This window comes from Nocardia sp. NPDC058658, from assembly GCF_042716665.1.
GTDB lineage: Bacteria > Actinomycetota > Actinomycetes > Mycobacteriales > Mycobacteriaceae > Nocardia.
On record NZ_JBHXRR010000013.1, the window covers coordinates 25,107 to 51,778 of the forward strand.

At 66.2% G+C, this 26,672-nt stretch carries 30 protein-coding genes and 1 pseudogene; 22 read left to right on the forward strand and 9 right to left on the reverse strand.

Annotated features, from left to right (window positions below; genetic code table 11):
* Nucleotides 1–81 precede the first annotated feature (81 nt).
* On the forward strand, nucleotides 82–357 hold the full coding sequence (locus ACFWUP_RS19340) for a YggT family protein (RefSeq protein WP_379236084.1): 276 nt from the start codon (nucleotides 82–84) through the stop codon (nucleotides 355–357).
* A gap of 1 nt (nucleotide 358) precedes the next feature.
* On the opposite strand, the gene ACFWUP_RS19345 is transcribed toward ACFWUP_RS19340, so the two are convergent.
* Nucleotides 359–1,204, reverse strand: a complete 846-nt coding sequence (locus ACFWUP_RS19345) for a helix-turn-helix transcriptional regulator (RefSeq protein ID WP_379236086.1) — start codon at nucleotides 1,202–1,204, stop codon at nucleotides 359–361.
* 102 nt (nucleotides 1,205–1,306) lie between these two features.
* Here ACFWUP_RS19345 and ACFWUP_RS19350 point away from each other — a divergent pair, with 102 nt between their 5' ends.
* The 3 genes from ACFWUP_RS19350 to ACFWUP_RS19360 all read left to right on the forward strand — a co-directional run bounded on the left by ACFWUP_RS19350 (nucleotide 1,307) and on the right by ACFWUP_RS19360 (nucleotide 4,363).
* Nucleotides 1,307–2,056, forward strand: a complete 750-nt coding sequence (locus ACFWUP_RS19350; protein WP_379236088.1) for an SDR family oxidoreductase — start codon at nucleotides 1,307–1,309, stop codon at nucleotides 2,054–2,056.
* 135 nt (nucleotides 2,057–2,191) lie between these two features.
* Nucleotides 2,192–3,448 (forward strand): aspartate kinase, encoded by a 1,257-nt coding sequence (locus ACFWUP_RS19355; RefSeq protein WP_379236090.1) that lies wholly within the window; start codon nucleotides 2,192–2,194, stop codon nucleotides 3,446–3,448.
* A 69-nt stretch (nucleotides 3,449–3,517) separates the two neighbouring features.
* Nucleotides 3,518–4,363, forward strand: coding sequence for an alpha/beta fold hydrolase (locus ACFWUP_RS19360; protein WP_379236092.1), 846 nt, complete (start codon nucleotides 3,518–3,520; stop codon nucleotides 4,361–4,363).
* A gap of 4 nt (nucleotides 4,364–4,367) precedes the next feature.
* On the opposite strand, the gene ACFWUP_RS19365 is transcribed toward ACFWUP_RS19360, so the two are convergent.
* On the reverse strand, nucleotides 4,368–5,078 hold the full coding sequence (locus tag ACFWUP_RS19365) for a GNAT family N-acetyltransferase (protein ID WP_379236094.1): 711 nt from the start codon (nucleotides 5,076–5,078) through the stop codon (nucleotides 4,368–4,370).
* A 639-nt stretch (nucleotides 5,079–5,717) separates the two neighbouring features.
* Between ACFWUP_RS19365 and ACFWUP_RS19370 the strand changes: the two genes are divergently transcribed.
* From ACFWUP_RS19370 to ACFWUP_RS19385, 4 genes are all read left to right on the forward strand, one after another.
* Nucleotides 5,718–6,008: a hypothetical protein gene (locus ACFWUP_RS19370; RefSeq protein WP_379236096.1), complete on the forward strand. Its 291-nt coding sequence runs from the start codon at nucleotides 5,718–5,720 to the stop codon at nucleotides 6,006–6,008.
* Nucleotides 6,009–6,289: 281 nt separating this feature from the next.
* The gene (locus tag ACFWUP_RS19375) at nucleotides 6,290–7,864 is read left to right on the forward strand and encodes a sugar porter family MFS transporter (protein WP_379236098.1); all 1,575 of its coding nucleotides are present in this window, start codon (nucleotides 6,290–6,292) and stop codon (nucleotides 7,862–7,864) included.
* A gap of 36 nt (nucleotides 7,865–7,900) precedes the next feature.
* Nucleotides 7,901–9,043 (forward strand): N(5)-(carboxyethyl)ornithine synthase, encoded by a 1,143-nt coding sequence (locus tag ACFWUP_RS19380; protein WP_379236100.1) that lies wholly within the window; start codon nucleotides 7,901–7,903, stop codon nucleotides 9,041–9,043.
* A gap of 134 nt (nucleotides 9,044–9,177) precedes the next feature.
* Nucleotides 9,178–9,690, forward strand: a complete 513-nt coding sequence (locus ACFWUP_RS19385) for a DUF6328 family protein (RefSeq protein ID WP_379236102.1) — start codon at nucleotides 9,178–9,180, stop codon at nucleotides 9,688–9,690.
* Between the two features lie 2 nt (nucleotides 9,691–9,692).
* On the opposite strand, the gene ACFWUP_RS19390 is transcribed toward ACFWUP_RS19385, so the two are convergent.
* Together ACFWUP_RS19390 and ACFWUP_RS19395 are read right to left on the reverse strand one after the other, a co-directional pair.
* A complete protein-coding gene (locus ACFWUP_RS19390) occupies nucleotides 9,693–10,211 on the reverse strand; it encodes a hypothetical protein (protein WP_379236104.1) in 519 nt (172 codons plus the stop codon).
* Nucleotides 10,212–10,334: 123 nt separating this feature from the next.
* On the reverse strand, nucleotides 10,335–10,955 hold the full coding sequence (locus ACFWUP_RS19395; protein WP_379236106.1) for a TetR/AcrR family transcriptional regulator: 621 nt from the start codon (nucleotides 10,953–10,955) through the stop codon (nucleotides 10,335–10,337).
* 67 nt (nucleotides 10,956–11,022) lie between these two features.
* Between ACFWUP_RS19395 and ACFWUP_RS19400 the strand changes: the two genes are divergently transcribed.
* The 5 genes and pseudogenes from ACFWUP_RS19400 to ACFWUP_RS19420 all read left to right on the forward strand — a co-directional run.
* A complete protein-coding gene (locus ACFWUP_RS19400; RefSeq protein WP_379236108.1) occupies nucleotides 11,023–11,187 on the forward strand; it encodes a hypothetical protein in 165 nt (54 codons plus the stop codon).
* Complete coding sequence (locus ACFWUP_RS19405) at nucleotides 11,184–11,534, forward strand: DoxX family protein (RefSeq protein WP_379236110.1); 351 nt, start codon at nucleotides 11,184–11,186, stop codon at nucleotides 11,532–11,534. The genes ACFWUP_RS19400 and ACFWUP_RS19405 overlap by 4 nt, the downstream gene beginning before the upstream one ends.
* Nucleotides 11,531–11,974: an ester cyclase gene (locus tag ACFWUP_RS19410; RefSeq protein ID WP_379236112.1), complete on the forward strand. Its 444-nt coding sequence runs from the start codon at nucleotides 11,531–11,533 to the stop codon at nucleotides 11,972–11,974. Before ACFWUP_RS19405 ends, ACFWUP_RS19410 begins: the two co-directional genes overlap by 4 nt.
* Nucleotides 11,975–11,985: 11 nt before the next feature.
* Nucleotides 11,986–12,774: an SAM-dependent methyltransferase gene (locus tag ACFWUP_RS19415; RefSeq protein ID WP_379236114.1), complete on the forward strand. Its 789-nt coding sequence runs from the start codon at nucleotides 11,986–11,988 to the stop codon at nucleotides 12,772–12,774.
* Between the two features lie 717 nt (nucleotides 12,775–13,491).
* Nucleotides 13,492–14,157 (forward strand): annotated as a pseudogene (locus tag ACFWUP_RS19420) (alpha/beta fold hydrolase); the annotation flags it as partial.
* A gap of 66 nt (nucleotides 14,158–14,223) precedes the next feature.
* Here ACFWUP_RS19420 and ACFWUP_RS19425 read toward each other — a convergent pair.
* Nucleotides 14,224–15,648, reverse strand: coding sequence for a PLP-dependent aminotransferase family protein (locus ACFWUP_RS19425; RefSeq protein WP_379236116.1), 1,425 nt, complete (start codon nucleotides 15,646–15,648; stop codon nucleotides 14,224–14,226).
* Nucleotides 15,649–15,712: 64 nt separating this feature from the next.
* Between ACFWUP_RS19425 and ACFWUP_RS19430 the strand changes: the two genes are divergently transcribed.
* On the forward strand, nucleotides 15,713–16,033 hold the full coding sequence (locus ACFWUP_RS19430) for a cupin domain-containing protein (RefSeq protein WP_379236118.1): 321 nt from the start codon (nucleotides 15,713–15,715) through the stop codon (nucleotides 16,031–16,033).
* An 11-nt stretch (nucleotides 16,034–16,044) separates the two neighbouring features.
* Here ACFWUP_RS19430 and ACFWUP_RS19435 read toward each other — a convergent pair whose 3' ends face one another.
* Nucleotides 16,045–16,938, reverse strand: coding sequence for a hypothetical protein (locus ACFWUP_RS19435; RefSeq protein ID WP_379236120.1), 894 nt, complete (start codon nucleotides 16,936–16,938; stop codon nucleotides 16,045–16,047).
* Between the two features lie 158 nt (nucleotides 16,939–17,096).
* Between ACFWUP_RS19435 and ACFWUP_RS19440 the strand changes: the two genes are divergently transcribed.
* Nucleotides 17,097–18,434 carry a lipase family protein gene (locus ACFWUP_RS19440; protein ID WP_379236122.1) on the forward strand — a complete coding sequence of 446 codons (1,338 nt, stop codon included), beginning with the start codon at nucleotides 17,097–17,099 and terminating at the stop codon, nucleotides 18,432–18,434.
* Nucleotides 18,435–18,490: 56 nt separating this feature from the next.
* Here ACFWUP_RS19440 and ACFWUP_RS19445 read toward each other — a convergent pair whose 3' ends face one another.
* The 3 genes from ACFWUP_RS19445 to ACFWUP_RS19455 form a co-directional block, all read right to left on the reverse strand.
* Entirely contained in the window at nucleotides 18,491–18,841 is a 351-nt protein-coding gene (locus ACFWUP_RS19445; RefSeq protein WP_379236124.1) for an Lsr2 family protein, read from the reverse strand.
* A gap of 88 nt (nucleotides 18,842–18,929) precedes the next feature.
* Complete coding sequence (locus tag ACFWUP_RS19450; RefSeq protein ID WP_379236126.1) at nucleotides 18,930–19,904, reverse strand: diiron oxygenase; 975 nt, start codon at nucleotides 19,902–19,904, stop codon at nucleotides 18,930–18,932.
* Nucleotides 19,905–19,983: 79 nt separating this feature from the next.
* The gene (locus tag ACFWUP_RS19455; RefSeq protein ID WP_379236128.1) at nucleotides 19,984–20,835 is read right to left on the reverse strand and encodes an SDR family NAD(P)-dependent oxidoreductase; all 852 of its coding nucleotides are present in this window, start codon (nucleotides 20,833–20,835) and stop codon (nucleotides 19,984–19,986) included.
* 42 nt (nucleotides 20,836–20,877) lie between these two features.
* On the opposite strand from ACFWUP_RS19455, the gene ACFWUP_RS19460 reads away from it, so the two are divergent.
* The 7 genes from ACFWUP_RS19460 (at nucleotide 20,878) to ACFWUP_RS19490 (ending at nucleotide 26,661) form a co-directional block, all read left to right on the forward strand.
* Nucleotides 20,878–21,867: an alpha/beta fold hydrolase gene (locus ACFWUP_RS19460; protein ID WP_379236130.1), complete on the forward strand. Its 990-nt coding sequence runs from the start codon at nucleotides 20,878–20,880 to the stop codon at nucleotides 21,865–21,867.
* A 74-nt stretch (nucleotides 21,868–21,941) separates the two neighbouring features.
* Nucleotides 21,942–22,403 (forward strand): VOC family protein, encoded by a 462-nt coding sequence (locus tag ACFWUP_RS19465; RefSeq protein ID WP_379236132.1) that lies wholly within the window; start codon nucleotides 21,942–21,944, stop codon nucleotides 22,401–22,403.
* 117 nt (nucleotides 22,404–22,520) lie between these two features.
* A complete protein-coding gene (locus tag ACFWUP_RS19470) occupies nucleotides 22,521–23,354 on the forward strand; it encodes an alpha/beta fold hydrolase (RefSeq protein WP_379236134.1) in 834 nt (277 codons plus the stop codon).
* 79 nt (nucleotides 23,355–23,433) lie between these two features.
* The gene (locus ACFWUP_RS19475) at nucleotides 23,434–24,090 is read left to right on the forward strand and encodes a hypothetical protein (protein WP_379236136.1); all 657 of its coding nucleotides are present in this window, start codon (nucleotides 23,434–23,436) and stop codon (nucleotides 24,088–24,090) included.
* 38 nt (nucleotides 24,091–24,128) lie between these two features.
* Nucleotides 24,129–24,794: a GNAT family N-acetyltransferase gene (locus ACFWUP_RS19480; RefSeq protein WP_379236138.1), complete on the forward strand. Its 666-nt coding sequence runs from the start codon at nucleotides 24,129–24,131 to the stop codon at nucleotides 24,792–24,794.
* A 183-nt stretch (nucleotides 24,795–24,977) separates the two neighbouring features.
* Nucleotides 24,978–25,145, forward strand: a complete 168-nt coding sequence (locus ACFWUP_RS19485; protein WP_379236140.1) for a hypothetical protein — start codon at nucleotides 24,978–24,980, stop codon at nucleotides 25,143–25,145.
* A gap of 244 nt (nucleotides 25,146–25,389) precedes the next feature.
* Entirely contained in the window at nucleotides 25,390–26,661 is a 1,272-nt protein-coding gene (locus ACFWUP_RS19490) for a PucR family transcriptional regulator (protein WP_379236142.1), read from the forward strand.
* Nucleotides 26,662–26,672 lie beyond the last annotated feature (11 nt).

Below are 26,672 nucleotides of genomic sequence, written 5' to 3' on the forward strand. Positions count from 1 at the left end.
ACCCGATGGTGGACACCTTGGCAATGTCGGGCACGTTGATAGCGGTAAGAGGTCCCCTGTGGCCTCCGCGAGGAGTGCGTCATGAGTCTTGTCGGAACCCTGGTCGGCTTCGCGTTGACGGTGTTCTTGGTGCTGTTGATCGCCCGGATGGTGGTCGACTGGATCGATGCGCTGGGCAACGGCCCGCAGTGGGCGCGCAAGGCACGGGAGGTGACCCATGCCGCGACCGAACCGGTGATCGCCCCGGTGCGAAAAGTGTTGAAGCCCATCCGCATCGGTGATTTCTCACTCGACCTGGCCTTCACCGCGGTGTTCATCGCCGTGCTGATCCTGCGCTCGGTGGTGGTCAGCCTGTAGGTCAGTGCGCCACCGGGGAGCTCGCGGGTGCGGTGTCGATGGTGCCGAGCAGCGCCAGTGACTGCTCGGCATCGGACCCGGGCTCGGCGTGATAGACGACGAGCGTCTGCCCGGGCGCCCCGTTGACCGCGAACGTCTCGTAGGACAATGCCAGCTCACCCACCAGCGGATGCGCGAACCGCTTCTCCCCAGCGGTTTTCGCGCGCACCTCGTGCTTGGCCCAGAGTCGGCGGAAGTCGTCACTCTTCAACGACAGCTCGCCGACCAGTTCGGTCAGGCGCGGGTCGTCGAGATCGGTGCCCGCACTGACCCGCAGCGCGGCCAGCGTTTCCGCGGCGATGGTCGGCCAATCCGGAAAAACGTTGCGCGCCTCGGGATCCAGGAACACCATCCTGACCTGATTGACTCCCGGCACCGAACAGGCATTCAGCGCGACGGCCAGCGGCGTCGCGGCCAGCACGTCCATATGCCGCCCGTACACCAGCGCCGGCGTGTCCGTCCAGGTGCGCATCAGGCGCAGCAGACTCGGCGTGACCCGCTCCGGTCGTCGCGGTGTACGGGTGCGTCGCGGCGCCGGACGCGCCAGCTCCCGCAGATGCGCGACGCCGTCGTCGTCGAGGGCGAACACCCGCGCCAATGCCGCCACGATCTGGTCGGACGGATGCTTGTCACGCCCCTGTTCGAGCCGGACGTAGTAATCGGCGCTCATCCCCGCCAACATCGCCACTTCCTCGCGCCGCAGTCCGGCCACCCGGCGCTGACCGCCACCTGCCATCCCGAACTCTTCGGGGCTCACCTGCTGGCGCCGGGCCCGCAGAAACGCGCCGAGACGATTGTCGGAATCCATGCTGTCGAGGGTAGGCCCGCTGTGCGAAGGCTGGGTGGCCCTCCCGCTACCAGGAAGTTTCCGACCTGGCACGCGTCGGGCGCCGAGACCAACGTTGTGGACATGACAAACAACAACGAAGGCCGGGTCGCCGCAATCACCGGAGCATCCAGCGGTATCGGTGCCGCCACCGCACGTCGACTGGCGGCCGACGGCATGAAGGTCGCGCTGCTCGGGCGGCGCAAGGATCGTCTCGAAGAACTCGCACACGGCATCGGCCAGAACGCTCTCGCGGTGACCGTCGACGTGAGCGAGCGGCAGTCCGTTCTGGACGCCGCGGCCGAAGTCCGCGCCGCGTTCGGCCCCGTCGATCTGGTCGTCGCGAACGCGGGCGTCATGCTCGGCGCACCGTTCGAGCAGGCCGAAGTCGACGAGTGGGATCAGATGGTCGGCACGAATATCAACGGATTGCTCTACACCGCACGAGCTTTCATCGATGACCTACTCGCCGCCGCGGACTCGGGCCGCACCGCCGACCTGGTACTGGTCGGTTCCATCGCAGGCCACGTGCCGTTCCCGAACTACGGCGTCTACTGTGCCACCAAAGCGGCGGTAGCCCAGCTGACCCGCACGCTGCGCGCCGAGTTCGGCCCGCGCGGAATCCGGGTCAAGAACGTCGAACCCGGATTCGTCGGCACCGAACTCGGCGCGGGCATGCTCGACGCCACCCGACGCGCCGAACTCGCCGGCTGGCGGGACGGACTGGAAATCCTGCTCCCCACCGACGTCGCCGACGCGATCGCTTACGCCGTCTCGGCCCCACGCCGAGTGAACATCGCCGAACTCGTCGTCGTCCCCACCGAACAGGGATGACGCCGGACTGCCGCCGAAACCTTTCGGCGGCAGTCGTTTTCGTCGCCGAATTGGTACGGCCGTGCCCGGATTGCCTGGATACTCGAAGGGTCACCCCGCCGATCGCAGGCGGGGGAGCAGGGGAGAGGACCTCGGATGGCCCTGGTTGTGCAGAAATTCGGCGGCTCGTCGGTAGCCACCGCGGAGCGGATCCGGCGGGTCGCCGAACGGATCGTGGAGACGAAGAAGCAGGGGCACGATGTGGTGGTGGTCTGCTCGGCGATGGGCGACACCACCGACGAACTCCTCGAATTGGCGGGCCAGATCGCCTCGGCACCGGAACCACGCGAGCTGGACATGCTGCTCACCTCCGGTGAGCGGATCTCGAATGCCCTGGTGGCCATGGCGATTCACGCACTCGGCGCCGAGGCGCGTTCGTTGACCGGCTCGCAGGCGGGTGTGATCACCACCGGTGCCCACGGTCGCGCCAAGATCATCGAAGTCGACCCGGGCCGGGTGCGTCAGGCCCTCGACGACGGCGAAGTGGTGTTGGTCGCCGGGTTCCAGGGCGTGCGCCAGGACAACAGCGACGTCACCACTCTCGGCCGCGGCGGTTCCGACACCACCGCCGTCGCGCTGGCCGCGGCCCTGCGTGCCGATGTCTGCGAGATCTACACCGATGTCGACGGCATCTTCACTGCCGATCCGCGCATCGTGGCCGACGCCCAGAAGCTCGACCAGGTCTCCTACGAGGAGATGCTGGAAATGGCGGCCTGCGGTTCCAAGGTGCTCATGCTGCGCTGCGTGGAGTACGCGCGCCGCTACCAGGTGCCCGTGCACGTGCGCTCGTCCTACACCGACGGGATCGGCACCACTGTCTTCGGTTCGATGGCCGACATCCCCGCCGATCAGGCCGTGCTCACCGGTGTCGCGCACGATCGCGACGAGGCCAAGGTGACCGTCGTCGGCCTGCCAGACGAACCCGGCTACGCGGCGAAGGTGTTCCGCGCGGTCGCCGACGCCGAGATCGGGATCGACATGGTGGTGCAGAACACCGGCACCGGCCGCACCGATATCACCTTCACCCTGCCCGCCGCCGACGGTGCGCGCGCCGTCGCCCTGCTGCGCGATCGCCGCGCCGAGATCGGTTTCGCCGACGTCCGTTACGACGACCGCGTCGGCAAGGTATCGCTGATCGGCGCGGGCATGCGGGACAACCCTGGTGTCACCGCTACCTTCTGCGAGGCGCTGGCGGCGGCGAACATCAACTTGGACCTGATCGCCACCTCCGAGATCCGTATCTCCGTGCTGGTCCGCGACACCGACCTCGACGATGCCGTGCGCATCCTGCACCGCGCCTTCGACCTCGGCGGTGCGGAGGTGGCCGTCGTACACGGCGGTACGGGCAGATGAGCGTGGTTGACCCGGACCTGTGCGTCGGAGTAATTTACTGATAAGTAAGTTAACTGAACGGAGGGCTCGTTGAGCACCCGACTGACCTCGTTCACCAGGGCGGGACTCGAGTTCGACGTCGTCGATTCCGGTCCGCTCGACGGCCCCGTCATCGTTGCGCTGCACGGCTTTCCACAAACCGCGACCTCGTTCGGCCCGCTCACCGCACTGCTCAACGCCCGCGGGTACCGCACCATCGCCCCGAACCAGCGCGGCTACTCGCCGCGCGCCCGGCCACGACGCCGACGCGACTACCGGATGTCCGAACTCGTCGATGACGTGGTCGCGCTGATCGGCGCCATCGATCGTGGCCCGGTGCATCTGGTCGGGCACGACTGGGGTGCGGCGGTCGGCTGGTCGGCGGCGGCGTCGCGGCCCGACCTCGTCCGCACGTTCGTGGCCCTGTCGGTGCCGCATCCTGGTGCCTTTCTCCGCTCGATGATCAGCAGCGGCCAGCTCCTGCGCTCGTGGTACATGGGGTTGATCCAGCTCCCGGTGCTGCCCGAGCTGGTCCTGCGCGCGGGCGGTGCCCGGATGGACCGGACCCTGGCCGGAACCGGGATGAACCCGGAGGCGATCGCGCGCGTGCACACCGAGGTCATCGACTCGGGCGCGCTCACTCCCGCGATGCATTGGTATCGCGCCATGCCGATGACCAGCCCGCGTGTCGGGACCACGCGGGTCACGATTCCGGTCACCTATGTGTGGGGCACCAGTGACCCGTTCCTCACCCGCCGCGGCGCCGAGCTGACCAGCGAGTATGTCACCGGTGACTATCGCTTCGCGGTGCTCGACGGCTCGCACTGGCTCCCCGAGGAGCGCCCGGACGAGCTCGCCGAACTGATCGTCGACCGCATCGAGTCGCTGCCGAGCTGAGGCGTCAACCGATCGCCAACGGCCGCAGCGATGGGGGAATGGCAGGCATCAGTGGGGCGCGGCGCATCGCCCGCGCGGCCAGTTGCTCGTGAATGCGCGCGCGCACGCCCGGCCACTCGTCGTGCAGGATCGAATAGAACGCAGTGTCGCGCACCGCGCCGTCGAGCCCGCGCGAATGTGCCCGCCGCACACCGTCACTGACCGCACCGAGGCGTTCGATCGCCGCTCGGGAGCGCAGATTACGGGCGTCGGCACGCAGGGTCACCCGCCGCACGCCCCAGCTGTCGAAGGCGTGGGTCAACAGCAGCAGTTTGGCGTCGAGATTCACCTGACCGCCCCGCACCGCCGGGGTGAGCCAGGTGTTGCCGATCTCCACGGCGTCGGGGATGGCGCCGCCGGGCAGCGCGGTGACCGGTTCGGCCGACAACGGCCAGGTCAGCGGCCCCTGCCAGTAGTCGAGACGGGTGAATCGGGTCGCCCCGACCACACACTCGTCGGCGACGGTGACGATCGCGAAGGCCAGTGCCGTGCCTGCCAGCTGCGCGGCTTCGGCCTGGAAGACATAGGTGCGCGCTTCCTGTTCGCCGTGCGGGACGACGGTGAACCCCGCAGGCCCGTCGAGCGCGGCCGCCGCGGCGACCAGACCGGGAACATGGTGGGGCGCAAGGGGTTCCAGCCGTGCGATGCGGCCATGGAGGATAACGGGTGCGGGCATGGTGACCGGCGTCCTTCGTCTGAGAGGGTCGCCGAAGGCATGAGGCGTGGATGGTTCCCGCGACAACATGATTCGGCGAAGCGACACGAACGATCCAGCAGCATCGAAAAGAACTGGATGCAAGATAGCCGACGTGATGCGGTAGCTGGAAGAGCGCACGCAGATGTCGTGGCTGGAAAGTTGCGGGGGTGTCGGCATCGCCGCTTCCGTCACGGTGCCGTGTCGATGATCCGTGCAGGTACCAACTGGATCGCGGTGTGGGTCAGGGCACGTTTTCGCACGTCAGCGCCATAACGGTTCGATAAATGACACCCATGTCGAGGTTTTGAGCAAACGTCCAGTTGTGCTGGCGTTTTGCCCGTTCCAACCCGTGTTCCGGGAGAATGTAACGCGCGTTATCGGTTCGTGTCGCTCACCTGTTCGATGTGATGCAGATCACATCGCATGTCATCTGGTCGACCCGGCTGGCAAGCTCGTAATTGCTGAACGTTAACCGTTCGTGATCATCAACCGGATCATCGCCGATCCGGGGTCGCGAACGCCCCGCACGTCCGCTTCGGCGCGGCGGCAATCGAAAGATCCAGTGCGGATCGCAGATCGGCCGTGTCGGGACGGCTGTCCGGAAGGGACCTCGTTGTTATGAGCAGCATCTACTTCGAATCGAACAGCAACCTGTCAGTTACCGGTCAGGGGCGACGCACCGCCACGGCCTCGGCCACCGAGTCGCCGCTGGCGCCGCTGGCGACGCCGGGTCTGGTCCTCGGGCTGATCCTGCTCGGCCTCGGCGTAGCCTGCCTGCTGCGTCTCGGCGATTGGGCGGGCAATTACGGGCCCATCCTGGTGATGCTGGCCTATCTCCTCTATATGGCCGCGGCGGTGCGCCTGGCGCTCTGGGGTGCGGTGACGGTCTGGTCGCTGCATCGGCGATAACGACACATTCGGTGGTCACGGTTTGACGGATGAATGGTGTCGGATAACTACACGATACTTTCGGCGGAATCGGCGCTCGGCGAGCATTTCGGTCGTCGGATAAACCGATAAGGGTGTGTTGATCGGGGAATGTTGTTCCACGCAGGGGGTGGGGCGCCATTCCCCGATCGTCACATCCTGTTGTTCGCTAACGACCGGTGCACGGATTTCGAGCTATCGCAGAACTATTGCGCTCGATTAGGGTGCAGGAATCGACCTACTCCATCGGCGGAGGTGTGGACATGCCCGATTCCTCTCGTGGATCCACCGATAAGGAACCAGAGCGGCACGGTGCCGTGCTGAATCCGTCCGTGCCGCCCGCCAGATCACCCGGCGGACCGTTGATCGGACCCAACACCGATACCCCCGTCCGGGTGCCCGATCCGGTCCAGGACGACACCGAGAAGGTGGTGGTGTCCCCGGTCACCGAACCGCCGGTCCAGCAGCCCGACGAATCGCCGGAGCACGCCGCGATGCGGGCCAAGATCAAGAAGTTCGTGCTCACCGTCGTCGTCATCGCCGCGCTCGGCGGTGCGCTGTTCGGCTACGACACCGGCGTCATCTCCGGCGTGCTCGTCTACCTCACGCCCGACTTCGGATTGAGCCAGACCCAGGTCGGCATCATCACGAGTTCGCTGCTCATCGGTGCCGCGATCGGCTCGATCACCGGCGGCTGGATGGCCGACCGGTGGGGCAGGCGGATGACGCTGCTGTTCGCCGGCTGCCTGTTCTTCGTCGGTGCGATCGCCCAGGCGCTCGCACCCGATGCCACGGTCATGATCATCACCCGGCTGTTCCTCGGCGTCGCTGTCGGCACCGCCTCGCTGGTGGTTCCGATGTATGTCTCCGAGATCTCCCCGCCGACCTATCGCGGGCGCCTGGTCTCGATGAACTCGCTGATGATCGCCAGCGGGCAGTTGCTCGCCTACATCGTCAACGCCCTGCTCGCCCCCACCGGGAACTGGCGCCTCATGCTCGCGATGGCGGCCATTCCCGCCGCGGCACTCGTGATCGGCATGTATTTCATGCCGGATTCGCCGCGCTGGTATCTGAAACAGGGCCGCACCGCCGACGCGAAGAAGGTCCTCGAACAGTCCTATTTCCCGGAGAATGTCGAACCGACGATCACCGAGATCAAACAATCCGAAGCCGCCGATGCCGCGGTCAAGGACAGTTTGAGCGACCAACTTCGCAAACCGAAGGTGCGCGCGCTGTTCTGGACCGGCGTCGGCTTGGCGTTGATTCAGCAATTCGTCGGCGTCAATACCGTCATCTACTACGCGCCGTCCACGCTCACCCAGGCCGGCATGGGCGACAATGCCGCGATCACCTCGTCGATCGGTATCGGCATCGGCGCGGTGCTCGGCGTGATTCTCGGGATGAGCCTGGTCGACAAGATCGGCAGGCGCCCACCGATGTTCATCGGCCTGGCGATCATGATCGTCTCGTTGGTCGGGATGGGTCTGATCGAGCGGCTCACCCAGAGCACCGCCACCGGCTACATCTTGCTGGCCTTGATGGTCGTGTACGTGTGCTCGTTCCAGCTCGGCGTCGGTGTGCCCACCTGGTTGCTGATCTCGGAGATCTTCCCCGCTCCGATCCGCGCCACCGCGATGAGTATCTGCACCTTCCTGATCTGGATGGGCAATTTCACGGTCTCGCTGGTGTTCCCGCCGCTCGGCGAACTCTGGGGCGCGTCGACGATGTTCTTCATCTTCGCCGCCGTCTCCGCGATCTCGCTGTGGTTCTGCTATCGCCGGGTGCCCGAGACCATGGGCGAGTCGCTCGATGACATCACCAACGAAGCGGAGAGCTGATATGACCTGCGGGTAAGCTGACCAGGTGAAGCAACTGTGAAAGACCTGACCGTCGGCGTCGTCGCGACCTCTCGCAAGGAAAACGAACACCGGCTGGCCATCCACCCGGCTCACCTCGACCGCATCGATCCCGGACTGCGCGGTCGGATCTATCTCGAACACGGTTACGGCAACCGATTCGGCTACCCCGACGAGGTTCTGGCCCCGCTGGTAGCGGGCCATCGCACGCGCGAAGAACTCTTCGCCGAGTGCGATGTGCTGCTGCTGGCCAAGCCGCTGGCCGAAGACCTCGCGCAGATGCGCCACGGCACGATCGTGTGGGGCTGGCCGCACTGCGTGCAGGACGCGCGCATGACCCAGCTGGCCGTCGATCGCGACCTCACGCTGATCGCGTGGGAGGCGATGAACCACTGGACCAAATCGGGTGCGTTCAACGTCCACGTGTTCCACAAGAACAACGAACTGGCCGGCTACTGCTCGGTCATGCACGCACTCCAATTGCGTGGTGTGACAGGGGATTACGGTCGCCGGATGCGTGCGGCGGTGATCAGTTTCGGCGCCACCGCGCGCGGTGCGGTGCGGGCGCTGTCGGCACTCGGCATCAGCGATGTCACGGTGCTGACCCAGCGCAGTGTGTCGGCGGTGGCCTCACCGTTCGCGTCGGTGCGGATGCAGCATTTCCAGCGTGACCCGGCCCTGCCAGGCCGGACGCTGGCGCTGAAGGCGCCCGAGCCCGGACCGCTGGCCGAGATGCTGGCCAACTACGACGTGGTCGTGAACTGCATGTTCCAGGACACCGAGGACCCGCTGACGTTCGTCATGAACGACGATCTGGAACTGTTCATGCGCGGAACGCTTTTCGTCGACGTGTCCTGCGACGAGGGGATGGGTTTCGAATTCTCGCGCCCGACCTCGTTCGCGGACCCGATGTTCACCGTCGGTGACGATCTGCACTATTACGGCGTCGACCACAGTCCCTCGTTCCTGTGGGACTCGGCCACGTGGGAGAACTCCGAAGCACTGCTCGAATACTTGCCGGTGGTACTCGGCGGCCCCTCGGCGTGGGACGGCAGCGAAACGATTCGCCGCTCCATCGAAATTCGCGACGGGCGGGTGCAGAATCCGCGGATTCTGTCGTTCCAGGGACGCTCGGATGTGTATCCGTACGCGGTGAACTGATGCTCGACGATCGGCGGCGCGTTGGGTTGCTTTTCCCGCGCGCCGCAGGTCTGTTCGCTCGAGGGCTCAGGATTGCGGACTTTCCGCAGTAAAATGGGCAGTCGGTGAGTTTTTCGCGGTGGCTAGGAGCGGCGATGGACGGAAAAGACGCCGCATGGAATGAGCGGATGCGTGGTGAGAACACCGTTCAGCGTCTCGACCGGAACTGGTCGTCATTGCTGCAGGAATTGCGCGTGCTACAGACCGGTGTTCAGGTCCTGACCGGCTTCCTGCTGACCCTGCCGTTCCAATCCAGGTTCGAGACCCTGAGCACCTCGCTGCGCGTGGTCTACCTGGTGGTCGTGTCGGCCGCCGTCACGGCGACGGCCCTGCTGGTGGCCCCCGTGGCCATCCACCGCGTGCTGTTCCGCCGCCACCGCCTCGACGCTCTCGTGACCGGCTCCCACCGCCTGGTCATCGCAGGCATCGCGCTGCTCGGTGTCGCGTTGACGGGCATGGCGGTGCTGATTTTCGACATGGTCGCGGGAACCACCGCCGGTGTCATCGCCGGAATTGTCGCGGCCGTGCTTTTCCTCGGACTATGGGTGGTCCAGCCGTTGCTTTTCCGGCGTCAGCGCACCGGGTGCGGTGGTCCGCCGCCCCGCTGACCTCAGCTTTCGCAGGTCGGTGATTCCACTTCGCCGATGCACTTGTCGATATTGTTCCCGCCGGTGACGGTGTCGCGGCCACCCGCGCCGTCGAGGGTGTCGTTGCCGTTGCCGCCGCTGAGGGTGTCGTCGCCCGCGCCGCCGGTGATGTCGTCGACGCCGACGTTTCCGCTGATCACGCCGGGGCGATTCGTGTTGTTCAGGAATCGGTCGTTACCCAGGCCCAATTGCACGGAGAGGGTGGCGGCGCCCACGCAGCGAACGGAGGAATCGTTGACGCGGGTGCACCCTGAATCGCTGCCGTTGAAGATCTTGGCGGAGCGACTCACGACAACCAGCGCATTTCCTTCGGCACGGATCTCGATATCGTCGGAGAAATCACTGCCGGTCATCCGCAATTCGGTGCCGTTCATGACAACGCCGACGGTGGTGGCCGCGTGCGCGGGACCGGCCACCGCAAAGCTCGTGAGAATGCCGCCGAAGGCAACCGCAGCGGACATGGCGAATCGACGAGAATTCATCTGGGGGAATACCTTTCGGGACTGCCGGACGGCCACTGTGCTCGCCCGTACCCAGATGTCACGGGCGGCGGATGCGTTCGGTTCAATCGGTGTATAGATGGCGGTAGGTATCGCGCGGAGTGATCACCGAGGTCGTAGGAGGGTGCGTTCGGCGGTGGTGGTGAGGCGTTCGACGGCCTCGTCGACGGTCAGGCCGCGGCCGGTGAGGAGCATGTCGAGGCTTTCGAAACTGCTCAGCGTCCACAGGATGTCGGTGGCCCATTCCTCGGTGACGTCCTCGCGCAGGGCGCCGTCGGCGGCCAGGCGGTGGGCGAGGTAGGCGACGCCGCCGCGGCGGTTCTCCTCCATCGCGCGCACCGCGTCGGCCGCCGAGGAGGGGTCGAGGCGGTCCATCGCGTGCAGGACGCGGTAGATCTCGAGGTCGCCCGCCATCATGCGGCTCGCGGCGGCGATGGCGCCGCGCAGGTGGGTACGGGCATCGGTGGCGGCGACGGCGGCGGAGAGTTCGGGCAGGCCGGTGCGGGCCGAGAGGTCGGCGACGAAGGCGTCGAAAAGTCCTGCGCGGGAACCGAAGTCGACGTAGATCGTCGACCGTGAGGTGCCTGCCGCTTTGGCGACCTTGTCCAAGCTCAGCGGGGCGGTGGGAGCTTCGCGCAACTGCTGGGCGACGGCGTCGAGGATGCGCCGACGGGTCTGCTCGGCGGCTTCGGCGCGGGCCTCCTGGTCGTACTTGCGCTTGGTCATGAAACCCATCTTGCCATATTTCAGTTGACAGACCGTCCGATGAAAGCGCATCCTTTCATCGGACGGCATGTCTTATGAAAGTGGGCCGTCCGCCGCCGACGCCGTGCCCGCGGCGATCGCCTTCGCCACGAGCATCCCGTTCATGGCGACATTGATCCCATTCGCCCTCGGCGCCGTAATCCTCACGACCACAGCTGATTCCGATCGGCTGCTTACCTCAGGAGTGAAATGAACTACGTAGCAACAGTTGTCGTCGGCCTGCTCGCGATCATGGTCACCGGCTCCGCGCTGGCAACGCTGACCCGCCAGAAGCAGATCGTCGACGCCGTCGGCGCGGTCGGCTTTCCGGTCCAGCACCTGTGGACTCTCGGCGTGGTGAAACTCGCTGCCGCCATCGGCCTGTGCCTCGGATTGCTGTGGTTGCCCATCTCGGTTGCCGCAGCGGTCGGGTTGGTCGTCTACTTCACCGCGGCCGTCGGAATGCATGTGCATGCCAAGCAGCGTGACCTTGCCGCACCGGTGGTTTTCCTCGCGCTGTCGACCGCGGCGCTGGTCCTGCTCACGAGCGTCGGTACATGAGTGCGCCCGCGGTGGCCGAAAGCCTCAGGGAATCAAAGATTCTCGCCGTGATGGCGGTAAAACTGCTCAACCACGGCAGTCTCGATGACTTCGCCGCGATCTTCGCCCCCACCGCCGTCAACCGGCCAGGCAAGTACGCACCAGCACCTTGTCGAGGCCGAGGCCCGAACGCGATCCACGCCACCTCGCTGTGGTTGCGGCGGGCATTCACCGACCTGGACTGGACCATCCGAGCCGTCTCGGCCGACGCATCGCAGGTCGCGGTGCGCGCCGAGATGACCGGCAGGCACACCGGCAAGCTCGTCCTGCACGGTGCGCCTGCCCGGATCATCGCCCCCAGCGACCTACGGTTCACCGTCGGTCGCACCTACCGATTCCGTATCGCCGAGCACCGCATCATCGAACGATCGGTCGATTTCGGCGAACTCGGCCCCACCTGACAAGGACTCCCGTGACTGACGACTTCCCCCGATCGAACGCCTACCACCCCGACTGGATTCGGGCGAGCGTGAGCGGTGGCGCGAATTCGCTCTGGCTCACCGAATGGCTCACCGACGCCCTCGATCTCCGGCCCGGCATGCGCGTGCTCGACCTCGGCTGCGGACGCGGCGCCTCCTCGGTGTTCCTGCACCGCGAATACGGTGTCCAGGTCTGGGCCACCGACCTGTGGTTCAGCCCCGACGAACGCGCGGCCCGCTTCCGCGACGCCGGTGTCGCCGACGCGGTCTTCCCCATCCGTGCCGACGCCCGCGCCCTCCCGTTCGCGACCGAGTACTTCGACGCGATCATCAGCATCGACTCCTTCGTCTACTACGGCACCGACGACCTCTACGCCAACTACCTGGCCTCCTTCGCCCGCCCCGGTGCCCCCATCGCCATCGCGGGCGCGGGCCTCACCCAGGAGATCGACGGCCCCCTCCCCGAACACCTGCGCCCCTGGTGGGAACCGAGCCTGGCCTGCCTGCACTCCGCCTCCTGGTGGCGCAACCACTGGCAACGCAGCGGCGTCCTCGACGTCACCCACGCCGACACCATGCCCGACGGTTGGCAACGCTGGCTCGACTGGCAACACACCGTCGCCCCCGACAACACCACCGAAATCGCCGCCCTCGAAGCCGACCGAGGCACCTACCTCGGCTACGTCCGCACCATCGCCCGCCGCACGGACACCCCACCGGATCCCCAGATCACCACCATCGACACCACCTATCACCCGCACCCGCTCCTGCGCCCGAATTGAGAACCGGGCGTGCGCGTTTCGGATCGGGCTCAGCCGGTTGCCCAGGGGTTCGGTGGGGCCGACATGACCTACCGCGACTGACTCGTACGGTGCTGTGCCGACAGCGCTGATTCGATCGCATCGAGGTGTGCGCGAACCGGACCCACGCTGAGAAGTCCACTCTGTGCGGTGGTTTCGGCCGCCGCTGGGGACAGTTGGGTCCGGGCTCGGCACACTCGACGTCGTCGACGGCGATGGCCGCGTGCGCCACGATGGCCCACAGTGCTTCGAACAACAGGTCGCGTGGCGGAGAGGTGATGTTGCGCAGGGCTGTTCGCGCATCATCGAACTGTCCTTGCGCTACCAGCAGTGTGGGCTGGACCCAGGATTTGTAAGGGCCCCAGTCGGTGTCGGGTGCGAGCGCGGCGATTCTTCCGGTCTCGTGATGGCGCAGATGCAGACTCAGCTCGGCCAGCGGCAGCAGACCACGTTCGAGTCCTGGCATGCCCGCACCGGTGAGGGCGGTAGCGGCTGCCTGGTATGCCGCCTCAGCAGTGGCGAGATCTGTTGTCGCACTGGTACGTAGGGCGCGGTACCAGGTGGTGAAAACCTCGACCAGCGGCAGTTCGTAACGACGGGCGAGCACGTCGGCGGCGTCGGCATGCTGATCGGCGCCAATGTAATCGGCTAGGGCACAGCGGGTTTGGATGAGGATGAGGTGACCGCGGTGACAGCGACCAGCCCGCCGCCGCACCCGACTCCTACTCCAAGCGTCAGATGGCAGCCGATATCGTCACCGCCGCAGCGGCTTTCGGTCATGAACGCTTCGCCCTCGCCGGGCACGACCGAGGCGCGCTGGTCGCTTTCCGTGCCGGTCTCGACCACCCCGACGCGGTCACCCACCTCGCCTGCCTCGACGTCCTGCCCACCCTCGACACGTGGGAGGTGCTGCACGGAACTACCGCCGCCGTCGCATTCCACCTCTACCTGATGGCGCAACCGCCGGGACTGCCCGAACAGGTGATCGCCGCGAGCGCGGATGCGTTCTTCGCCTACTTCCTCGACCAGTGGGCGAAAGACCCCCGCCGCGATCGCCGCACCCGTGCGGGCCACCTACCTGGACGCCTGCCGTGCGGCGGTCCCCTCGATCGTGGCCGACTACCGGGCCTCGGCGACCATCGACGTCGACCACGATCGCGCCGACCGAGCGGCAGGCAACCGCCTGTCCATGCCCGTGACCGTGCTGCAGCAGGACTGGGGCGCCGCGCTCGGATTCGAAGCGGCGACGTTGTGGTCGAGTTGGGCGCCGAACCTCGACACCGCACCGTCGACGCAGGCCATTTCATGGCCGAAGAGGAGCCCGGAATCGTCGCCGCCGCGCTCCGCGAGCTGGTCAGGCGCTGAGGGTCCCGGTATTCGGACCGAGGAGTTCCGGGTAGAGGAATCGTCGCCATGCTGGCCTTGCCGTGATCAGAGGGCGAGTGGGGAAGGTGCGGTGCCCGGTGTGACCGGCGGGCGGTAGGTGCGCCAAGCTTCGGCGAGACGGTCGACTGCGGCGGTGAGTATTTCCGGCGGGTGCAGGAAATGGAGACGCAGGTAGCGTTCGCTGCCGCCGGTCGGGTCGAGGCCGTTGCCCGCGAGGATCGAAACCCGTTGGCGCAGTGCGGCTTGTGCGAAGGAGGGTCCGTCGCCGCGTGGCAGGCTGATCCAGAGGGTCTGGCCACCCGTGACCGGCGGCACGTCCCACTCGGGGAGTCGGCGGGCGAGTTCGGCGCGTAGGTGGTCGTGGCGGCGTTCGCGTTCGACGGCTTGGGTGCGGAGCAGGTCGTCGAGGCGGGGGACCAGCTCGGCCGCGGCCAGTTGGGCGGGCAGGTTACCGCCGAGGTCGTGCACCGCGCGAAGTCTGGCCAATGTGCCGATGACGGGTGATGCGGCGCGGATCCAGCCTATGCGCAATCCACCCCAGACGCTCTTGCTCAGCGAGCCGATGGTGATGACAGAGTCGGCGAACACGGCCATGGGTGGTGGGGTTTCGCGACCGGGGAAGCCCAGTTCGGCGAGCACTTCGTCATCGATGAGCGGAATCCCTGCTGCGGCTGAGGTTTCCGCGAGCCGACGCCGGGAGAGCGTGGACAGGACCGAGCCGGTCGGGTTCTGGTAGGTGGGGATCACGTAGGCGAGAGCGGGTCGTTGATCGCGGATCGCACTCGCGAAACCTTCGAGTCCCGGTGGCAATCCGGATACGACGGCCGCTTCCGCACGGAAGGCCTCCAACGCCCCTGGATAGGTCGGGGCTTCCAGCAGCACTCGATCGCCGGGCCGGAGATACGCCTTGGACAACAGCGAAAGTGCTTGCTGCCCACCGGTAGTGACGAGGATCTGGCCTGCGTCGGTCGGGAGACCACGCCCCCGGTAGTACTCGGCGACAGCCTCGCGCAGCACCGGATGACCGGACGGGTAATAGCCGATATCGCCGGTCGTCGCGGCCAAAGCGGGCAGCATCGCCGCGTACGACTCGGCTAATTCCACCGGAGGCCGATCCGGTGCCGCGCACGCCAGCGAGATCACGTCCGACCTCGGTTCGAGCAGGTCGAGAAACATCGGCTCACTGGTGGTTTCCGGCGAATCGTCGCGCGGCGTCCCCGCGACGCGGGTGCCGCTGCCCTGCCGCCGCACGATCCGCCCTTCGTCGTGCAGCAGGCCGTAGGCCGCGACCACGGTGCTGCGTCCGACCGACAACGCGACAGCGAGCGTCCGGTCCGGCGGCAGCAGTGCGCCCGGCGCCAGCTCGCCGTCGTCGATCAGCCCACGCAGCCGCGCGGCCAGCAGGGCATACAGCGGCCCACGCCCGGCCGACCAGCGGCCGAGTCGATCCGTCACAGAGATTGGTTCCATAGCCAAACCAATTATGCTCGATTGGCGCTGGAACGGCGCACCGAGCGGCCCGACGATGGTCACCATGACCTCCATCTCGATTCCCGCGGCAATCGCGGCTCTGCCCGGCCCCTTCCAGCAACACGAACTGGCGCTGGTCAACGACACCGTCGTCCGCGTGGCCCAACTGATGGGCGAATTCCCGTGGCACCACCACGAGGAAGACGAACTCTTCCTCTGCTGGGACGGCACCGTCCGCATCGAACTGGAAGATCGCGACCCTGTGGTCCTGCCGCCGGGCGAATTGTTCGTGGTGCCCAAGGGAATTCGGCACCGCCCGGTCGCGGACGAGGTCGCGCATGTCGTCTTGATCGAACGCCCCGAGACCGCGCAGTACGGCAACTGATATTCCGGTGGTTACTGTTCGGTCTCGGATGTGATGGGCACTGCGTGAAGTAGTTCGGCGACTTCCGCCGGCGTCGCCAACGGAAACAGTTGTCGCACACCGATCATCGCCAGCAGCCGATCCTGATCGGCGCCGGGCCCCATCCGCGACACCACATCGTGCGCCGCGCGATTGGCCTCGGCGGTCTCGTCGGCTCTGCTCAGCCGCGTGAGATTCTCACTCACCATCTTGTCGAGATCGGTGGACCGCTTGTAGAACAACGCGGTGATCCCGACCGGCACCGCCCCCATGATCGACGTCGCGGCCGCGGCGTCCCGATTCCCGAATGCCACCATCGACGCCGCGGCCAGCACGACGACAACCCCGCAACAGCCACTGATCATGTACGCCCAGAAGAACGCCGAACTCTGCGCCTGCGCACTGCGCACCTGCCGGAGGTATTCGTCGGTTCGATGACGGATCGCCGGGGAAGGGTCGATCGTGGGCTGTGCCCGGAGCCGCTCATCTCTGTCGAGATGCGGCGACGTAGCGGTCGAACCGAGTCGACGGGAGGGACCACCCGCTGGTCTGCTGTTGCGCCAGCCCGGCGTGCCCGCCGGTTGGGTCGTGAACCTCCGATGCCTGAGAGGCGGCGGAAGCGTCCCTTCGGCTTCGGTGACCGACGCTCCGACTTCGGGTCGTGGTGCTCCGCCTTCGGGTCGTGAACCTCCGGCCTTGGTGTCCGGGAGCTTCCGAGTCGGGCTGGGCCGACTGACCATGACCGAGTCGAGTTCGTTCGCGACGGTCGCTTCGACCGCCCGCTTGTTGATCCGGCGGCTGAACGCCGTCGACCACCACGCCGACACCGCCGCGACCACCGTCGGAATCAGCCCGCCCACGCCGACCAGAGCCAGTATTTCGTCCATCGCGTTCCCCCGAAAACAAGCGCCCACCCCGGAAAATATGCAGGCGCACTGTACCGCGACCCGATCGGACCCGGCGTGTTCGAATCCTTCTGAACAAGGGCTATTGTTAGAAACAAGGAGTCGTGTTGTAATCAGCGTCACCGAATGAAGGAGTTGCCATGCAGCGCAGCACGGCCGCTACCGTCCGCCCGAGGCGCCCGCTCGCCGGCAGGGTGGCAGCGCCCTTGGCGGCGATCTGCCTCGCGATCACGAGCGCGGGCTATGCCGGCGCCGACCCGTATCCGAGCTTCCCACCGGATCAGAACCAGCTCCCGCAGCTGCCCGCCGAACCCCAGCTCTACGACATGCTGCCGATTCCGGTGCCCGCCGAAGACCCATGGTACGACGACCCGGCGGATCTGAATTCGTATGCGCCGGGCCAGATCATCCGCTCCCGCACGGTGCAGACGCGCCTGCTCGGCCTGCCCTTCCCGGTACACACCGAACAGCTGCTCTACCGCAGCAACGATGTGCACGACAATCCGATCGCGACGGCGACCTCGGTGATCGTCCCCGGCATTCCGTGGTCGGGCAGTCCGCGCCCCGTGGTGTCGTTCCAGGAAGCCATCGACTCGACCGACTCCTCGTGCAATCCGTCCTACACTCTGCAGACGGGCACGATGAAAGAGGCCGCGCTGGCGGTGTATTGGCTCGCGCAGGGTTTCGCGATCAACGTCGCCGACTTCGACGGCAAGTTCAATACCTTCAACACCTATGACGAAGGCAAGATGGTGCTCGACAGTTTGCGCGCCATGAAGAACTCGGCATTGGGTCTCACCGATTCCGGGATCGCGCTCTACGGGTACTCCGGCGGCGGCTCGGGTTCGATCCGTGCGGCCGAACTCCGCGCGAGTTACGCCCCCGATGTGCGGCTGCTCGGCACCGCCGTGGGTGGATTTCCCGCCGACCTGCGCGCCCAGGCGCGATACGCGATCGCACAGCTTCCCGGCCTCACCGGAGCGAGCAACTTCACCATGTGGCTGGGCTTCGCCGCCTTGTCGCGGGAATTCCCCGAGCAGTTCGACGCGAAGGAATTGCTGACGCCGGAAGGCCAGGCGATCGTGGCGGATATGCGCGGGCGCTGCGTTTACACGATCGCCGCCGCGGGGGCATATCGGCCGATCAGTGCGTATTTCCAGCCGGGCAAGTCGCTGGAAACGGCGCCGGGCGTGATGGAGGTGCTCGCGGAACAGAGCCTGGGACACCATATTCCGGACAGCCCGATCTTCTGGTGGCACGGTATCTGGGACGAACTCATCCCGACATCGGCGGTACTGCCGACCGTGAACGACTACTGGAACCGCGGCGCGGATCTGCGCTTCTACACGATGCCGCTGCCCGAGCACCTGGTCAACGCCGTCGCGGGCTGGCCGCCCGCGGTGGCATGGATCAGCGCGGTCCTGCGCGGCCTGCCACCGGGCGAGCGCATCAAAGCCGATATCCCACTGCCCAACTGAGACGAAAACGGCACGGTGCGCAAGGAATGCGCGCCGTGCCGTTGTCGAACCGAAGCTTACGCCGAGGCCTGCTCGTAGGCCGAGATGACGTCCGCCGAAATCCGGCCGCGGCTGGACACCGTATGTCCGTTCTGCGAAGCCCACGCGCGGATCTCGGTGAGATCGTTGCGACGGGTGGATTCAGCTGCCGGGGCCGAGCCGAGGCGACGTGCGGCGCCCGCCTTCGCCCGGCCGGTGCGACGCGCGTACGGAACCCACTGTTCGAATACCTCACGCAGCTGGGCCGCGTTGGCATCGGACAGGTCGATTTCGTAGGCGGCGCCGTCGATTCCGAAGGTGACAGTCGCATCGGCAGCGGACGTGCCATCGAAATCATCGACCAGTGTGACAACGACTTTGCGCGCCATGGGAGTCCTGTTCGTTCGGGTGCCGAGAATTACCGTCGCCGATCTTAGTTGACGACGGCGCGGGTTATTCGCTCGGTATCCGTGGCGATCAGCTCGCGCGCCGGTGCGGCTCACCGCGGTAGCGAGTTCCGCCGCCGTCGACTTTCAATACTTTCCACAGCTGCCGGGTGACCGGGTTCATCATGCCCAGATCGTCGACCAGAGTCCGGATGTCGCCGAAGAATCCGCTGAGGATCCCGCGCGAGGTGGGGCTGTCCCAGAACGCGTCGCGGAAAACGTCGTCGGGGATGTCGAACTCGGCGGCGAAGGATTTCGGCGGCTTGACCAGTTCGTCGGCCAGCCAGCGCATCGCGATCGGGAACGCCACCGCGCACACCGCGGTGCGCACCGGGCCCATGCGGGCGATGTGGGTGCGCACGAACTCGTGGGCGAACGAGATATGGCGCGCCTCTTCGGCGATATGGATCTGCATGATCCGCAGCAGCGCCGGGTGAGTCTCCTGGTCGGAGCGGATCAGCGCCTTCTGATAGTGGTCGATCGGTTCCTCGCCGCCGAGGATGCCGATGAACAGAATGACCCAGAAATAACCGCCCGCGACGCCGATGAACGGCGACAGCACCCGGAACACCGGCCGCATGCCCGGCACGTCGTCACCGATGCGGTTGACCAGTTCCTGGAACATCTGGATGTGGTTGCACTCCTCGGTCATCTCGTGGAGGCAGTACCGGAATTCGGGCGAGCCGTTGGGCAACGTCATCGCGTACTGCATCATCCCGCGAATGAGGATGGATTCGAAGGCGAGCCCGACCTTGGCCGCGTTGGCCTGGCGCCAGCGGCCGATCTCGATCTGACGCTCCAGCGGCAGGTTCTGATACCAGCTCGTCGCGCCCAGCGGGTCGAGTTCGGGGGACAGCGTCCAGCGGGGGTCGTCGCGGTCGATCGCGAGTTCCGGTGCGTCCCAGTCGATATCGAGGTAGGGGTCGAACCGGCGATTGACCGATCCCTCCGACAGCGTGTGCAGGGTTTCGGCATACTCGGCAGCCGCGGTTTTCGAGAACGTCATTGTGTCTCTTCCGTTGTCACCTGGATCGCCATCGAGCGACGATCCTCAAGTTAACTGTAACGCACTGTATCGGGTATTTCTAGTCGGCGCGGGGGATGCGCCCGTCGACGTCGGTGAACCCGTAATCCTCGGCGAGATCGGCGACCTTCCAGGCCTGTCCGGTGCGCGTGGATCGGCCAGGATCGGCGGCGAGGGCGACCACCGCGCGCCCGGCGAAACGGGGAGTCTCGGCGGCGTCGAGGTCGAAGGTGCCCTCGCCGGGCAGGGTGACCTGGCGGCGGCCGTTCACGTCGGCCGGAACCAGTTGGAGCAGTTCGGTATTCACGATGCCCGGCCAGATCGAGACCGCGGTCGCTCCGGTGCCGTCCAGGTCGTGGGCGAGATCGGCGGTGAGGCGGTCCAGGGCGGTCTTGGCGACGCCGTAGACGGCATTGTGTATATATCGCCGGGCGCCGGGCGAGGAGACGTTGACGATGAGGCCTTCGGATTCGATCAGCAGCGGTGCGGCGAAAACGCTTGCCACGTAATGGGATCGCACACCGATGTCGAAGGTCTCGTCCCAAGCCTTGGGCGGCACGTCCCAGAACTTGCGGCCCAGCCATCGGGCGGCGGCGGGGGAGTTGTAGACGTTGTTGACGAGCACGTCGAGGCGGCCCTGTTCCGCGCGGATTCGGGCGAAGAGTTTCTCGACCGCATCGTCGTCGCGGTGATCGCACACCGCCGCGATGCCCTGTCCTCCGCCGAGTGTGGTGACCGCCGTGGCTGTCTCGTGCACGGTGCCGGGAAGCTTGCCCGGCTTGCTGGTACGGCCGGTGACGTACACGGTGGCGCCGGCCGCGCCCAATTCGAGGGCGATGCCTTTGCCGATACCGCGACTTGCCCCGGTCACGACCGCGACGCGCCCGGCCAGAATGTTGGGTGTTCCGCTCATGACCTCCGGACACTACCGTCAAATCAGAACACGTTCTAGAAAATGGAGGCGGCAGTGGGGCAGCGATTCCTCGACACCGGTGAGGTCAGAATGCACGTCACCGAGCAGGGGCGGGGGTATCCCGTGGTGTTCTGTCACGGCTTTCCGCACACGGGGTTCATCTGGCATCGGCAGGTGGCAGCCGTGGCCGAGGCGGGATTCCGGGCCATCGCACCGGACCTGCGGGGTTACGGCCGCACCGATGCGCCCGCTGATGTCGACGCCTACACGAACGTGGCCGTGATCGGTGATCTGCTGGCGCTGCTCGATGACATCGGCGCGGAGAAGGCCGTATTCGTCGGACTCGATTTCGGTGCCCAACTGGTGTGGGAGCTGTCGCTGCGTGCTCCCGAGCGTGTCGAAGCTGTTGTGGTGCTGAACAATCCGTACTCGCCGCGCCCACCCCGTGCGCCTTCGGCCTTCTGGACCAAGGCGGCCCAACGTCACTTCCTGCACCTGTCCTACTTCCAGGAACCCGGCGTGGCCGATCTCGAACTGGCCGCGCGGCCGAGGGAATTCCTGTCCCGCGTCTTCTTCTCCCTCTCCGGCGACTACCACTATCTCGACACCTGGAAGAACCCGCCGGGTCTGGGCTACCTGGATGTGTTGCCCCAAGCGCCTGCTTTGCCGTGGGCATGGCTCACAGCGGATGAGTTCGACGTCATCGCAACAGAATTCGAGCGGACAGGCTTCACCGGCGGTTTGAACTGGTACCGCAATCTGGATCGCAACTGGGAACTCGCCGAGCCCTTCGCCGACGCCCGCATCCAGGTCCCGACCTACGTCCTCTACGGCGAGAACGACCCCGACATGGAGGGCTTCAGTGGTCGTGATCCGCTCGCCACGCTGCGCGCGCATGTCACCGATCTCCGTGCGGTCGTGGAACTTCCGGACGCGGGCCACCTCGTGCACCTCGAGCGCACCGACGCGGTCAACGACTTCTTGATCACCGCGCTGCGCGAAGTCCGAGCCGATCAGCAAGTCGGCCGGTGAGTTGTCGGACCCCTGGCCTACGGTGACGAAAGCAGTGCGACGCGCAGCGTTCACCACCCACGAACGGAGCATCGATGAGCCGACACATCCAGATCACCTTCGACGCGCACGACCCGGCCGCGCTGTCGACCTTCTGGCGCGATGCGCTGGGATACGTGCATCCGGGGCCGCCCGGCGTCGAGGTTCCCGCCGGCGTCGATCCGCTCGCCGTCTGGGACCAGTTCCTCGCACGCCTCGGAGTACCCGCCGAGGAACGGAACTCGAAGTCGGCCATCGAGGACCCGGAAGGCCACGGCCCCCGAGTGTTCTTCCAACGGGTGCCCGAAGACAAAGTCGCCAAGAACCGCGTCCACCTCGACGTGCGCGCGGCACCGGGGCTGCAGGGCGAGGAGCGAATGGCCGCCCTGGAAGCGGAGTGCGACCGCCTGGTCGCCCTGGGCGCCACCAGAGTCGAGCGCTTCGAACCCGAACCCCCGATGAGCGCCGGCTGGATCGTGATGGCCGACCCCGAGGGCAACGAGTTCTGCCTGGACTGAGCCCGTGACGGCGTGTTCCATCGCCGAACGGTCGATTTTGCCTGGCGGCGCCGGGGGTCGGAGTTACCGTGGATCGACCACGATGACGTGGTCGCTGCCACTGGAAGGACGCCCGGGATGGGGTACTTCGACTTTCGCGGGACATCGATCGCTTATGACGAGGCGGGGGCGGGTCCGCCGGTCGTTTTCCTGCACAACCTCGGTGGGGATCGGCAGATCTGGCGGGCTCAGTTCGAGGTATTGCGGCGGACGCATCGGGTGTTCGCGATCGACCTCATCGGGTACGGCGAATCGGATGCGCCCGATGACGGGTACACGGTGGAGAACTATCTGGACATGGTCACCGCGTTCGTCGAGGAGCACGATCTGCGGGAGGTGACGTTGGTCGGGCACTGTTTCGGGAGCGCGTTGGCGTTGCTCTATACGCAGCGTCATCCGGAACGGGTGCGGGCGTTGGTGCTCAGCAGCCCGCTCACCCCGGCCACGCTGCGCCCGACTCGGACGGCGTGGGCGGCGCAGCTCGGGCGGCGGCTGTACATCGACTCCTTGCTCGCGCGCGTCCGCGTTCCCGGCCCTTTGGCGGGGATGATCGTGGCCGAACAGCTCGGGTCCGAGCGCGCGCCGCACACGGCGGAGGTCGTCGCGCATCTGCGTCAGAGCTGGACCGAACCTCGTCGATTGATGGTCACGGCCGCGATCTCGCGCGAGATTCCGCTGCTCGGCGAGCTGGACACCTTCGTGCCGCCCGCGGATTTTCCGGCCGTCACCACGGTGTGGGGGAGTCGAAATCGAGTGCTGTGCGCGCAAGCCGGTGCCGCGCTGAACCGTACGCTGGGGCCGTCGCGGTCGGTCGTGATCGATGGTGCGGGGCATCTGGTGATGGTCGAGGCGCCCGAGCAGTTCACGGCCGTGGTGCTCGCCGCGACAGGGACGCGGGCGGTCGATTCCTGAGCTGACGCGACATGCGGACGCAGCGGGAAAAGTTCGCCGGTGAACCGAACTTGTCGGTGCGCACCTCTAGTCTGCTCACATGGACGGACCAGACTCTGCGCTACGCCGCCTCACCCGCGAAGCGGGAAAGTTGTTGCGACCATACGGCTTTCACGGAACAGGCGCCGCATGGACGCAGGTCACCGCAGGTGGCGTGGCCTCGATTCGCCGCACCCGCACCCAGCGGACCTGGACCGACGGTCAACAGGTACTCGGCTTCGGCCTGGAACTCGGTGCCACACCGACGGCCTGGTGGGAATTCTGCAACTGGCGCAACGCGGAGCGAGGTCTCGACCCGATCGCGCTCGAACAGGCCACCGGCCCCGGCTTGATCGACGAACGCGGGCTGAGTGCGGAACTGACCGAATGGTGGTCGCTGCGCGTCGATCCGACCCACCGTGATCGCCCCGCGCTCCAGGCCGACGTCGACACCGTGCGCGCCGACCTGCCTGTGCGCGTCCACGCCTTCGCACGTCGGGCACTGCGCCTGCTCGAACCCGACGCCTACCTCGACGAACTAATGGCGGACCCGAACCCGCAGCCCGCCACCCTGGAGGCGATCGTCGTGCTGCTCGCCGAGCAAGGCCCGGGACCGCGACTCGATGACGCGGTGAACCGGTTCCGATTATCGGGTCCGGTGGAGTCCGGCGCCGACGACGTCATCGCCTATCTGCGCGGCCGAGCCGTCCCGGTCTGACCGCCCCGACCGACGACTCGCGATTATCATTGTCGACCGTGGGAGATGCGGTACAGGGCAGTGTTCGGCGGGTTCGTCCTGGCAACAGGAAAGACTTCGGTGTCGCCGCCGACCTGCTGGCGGCGTCGTTGGCCGACGATCCGGCGACACTGTGGTTACACCCGAACGAATCCACCCGTCGGATCCGGAGCGTCCGCGCGTTTCGGACCTCGCTCGACGATTCCCGCGACTGCAGCGATGGAGTGGATCTCGCGCTCGACAGCACCGGCGCGATCGTCGGCGTCGCGGTGTGGCTCGCGACCTTTCACATCCTGCCGCGAGCGACCATCGGTCGTCGGCTGAAAGCGTTGCACACCTACGGTTCCCAGGCCGCACGTGCCAACGTGGATACGCACGCGACCTACGCGGCGGGTGTGCAGGAGCAGCACTGGCACCTGTTGGCGGTCGGTGTCGCCGCGACGGCGCGCGGACGTGGGCACGGAAGGGACCTGATCGCGGCCGGAATGTATCGAGCGGCCGCCGACGGTGTCCCCGTACACCTGGAGACAACGAACCCGAGCAACCTCGCCTTCTATGAACGCCTCGGCTTCGACACGACCGCGGTGATCGACCTGCCCGGCGGCGGCCCGCGCAGATGGCTCATGCGCCAAGTGCCGCAACCTATCTCGGATCAGTTCCGGAGCAGACGGCCCCGCAATACCTGAAGTCGCGCCGAAACGCGAGAATTTCGGGGCCGAGATTGTTGTGGATACCTATGACAATTTCGCGGAGACGGAATTGGAAGGTCAAAAACTGTGCTCGGTGATAGCGATCGGCGGGGCGACCGTGATCTGATCGAGATGTCCCGAAGCTGGGATCCCTCACAGAGCAAGAATAAGGATGACCGTATGAACTCCAGAATTTCCCGTCCGCTCGCCATTGTCGCCATCGCGCTGTCCGCCGGCGCCATCGGTGCCGGTCCCGCTACCGCCGCGGCTCCGGCGCCCGTCATGGGTTCGGTGGAAGTGTGTCTGCCGCTTCCCCTTCCGCTGCTCGAGGTCAGCCTTTGTCTGTAACCGGCTAACACGGCTATTTTGCGGCGGTGGCGACACCGTTCACGGAGTGAAGATGTGCGCGGCTCCAGTTCGGATCCGCCACCGCCGCATCGCCGGAGACCCGCAGGCCCGCGGGCTTTGTTGTCGGAACGCATCAATGATTCGGCGTTCTGTTGATCCTTGTCACAAGCGAAGCTCGGACGAGGGATTGTCCATCACGGTAGTTTGGGGGCTTGCCCAGTGACCTGGGTGGGAAGGATTCATCATGGCTGGCGCAACGTCCATCGAGCCGTTCCTGACCGTTTCGGGACGGCCTGTGTCGAACCCTTTGAAAGATGTGCGGGCGATATCCCGCCAGATGGTGCTGCATTTCATCGAGAATGTCGTCCCGTGTGGCACGCTGCCCGGCGAAGCGCTCAATGGGGACGTCACCACAGTGACCCGCGTCTGTCTGGAACTGACCAGAAGCATGCTCGACGGCCGTGACATCCCGGGGCGGATGGAGCGCGTGCAGGCCGCCGCCGCCGACTGGGCGCGCGAGGGAATCCCGATCGACACCATTCACGACGCGGTGCACGAAGGCTTCAAACTCGGCTTCGATCTCATCATCACCAATGTCACCAACCACGACTACGACACCGTCGTCGGGGTGACACGGCGGTTGATGGACGCCCAGAACATGATCACCTCTGCGGTATCGGTGGCTTACGTTCGTGAGCTGCGCTCGGTGGACAGCGAGCACCACACGGCAGTGCACACGCTGACCTCGGCGCTGCTCGGTGGCCAGAACACCTCGACGATGGCCCGCGAATGCGGCATCGAAATCGCCGAGCGTTATCACGTGATGGCGCTGGAACTTCCGCCGCATGCCGAGGAATTCGACCCAACCCTCGATACGAAAGTCGTGGCTCGGAGGAAACTGCGCCGAGTTCAGGCCGAACTGGCCGACCGGTGCGACGGGAAGGTGCTGTCGCTGTTGAGCGTCGACGGCGGCACGTTACTGCTTCCCGTCCCCGAATTCGCCGAAGCGGATCTGGACGAATTGATCGTTCACCTGTCCGCCGCCGCGCAGGTGCCGGTGCGTGCCGTGGCCACAACGGCGACGCCGTCCGAAATCCCGCAGACCGCCGAGCAAGTCCACGAACTCGTCGAAATCGTGCATCGCTTCGGTGGTCCGAGCAAGGTATATCGCCCGCACGAATTGGCTTTCGAATATCAACTGACTCGGCCCGGCCCCGCGCGCGACTATCTGAGCTCGATCGTCGATTCGCTCGAAGCGCACCCGGAGCTGTTACGCACGCTCGAGGTGTACATGGCGACGAATATGCAGCGGGCCAGGACCGCCCGCACGATGTTCATCCACACCAACACCGTCGATTACCGATTGAAGCGGATCGGCCAGATGACCGGGTTCGACCTCAATGACGTCACCGGTCTGTGCCATTTGCGTGCGGCTCTGTTGATCCGGGCCCACCGCGGGTCCGGATCAACAGAGCTGTATCGAGGTTCGCGCGAAACCAGTTCTCGCGCAGGGTGATCGGAGCAGGG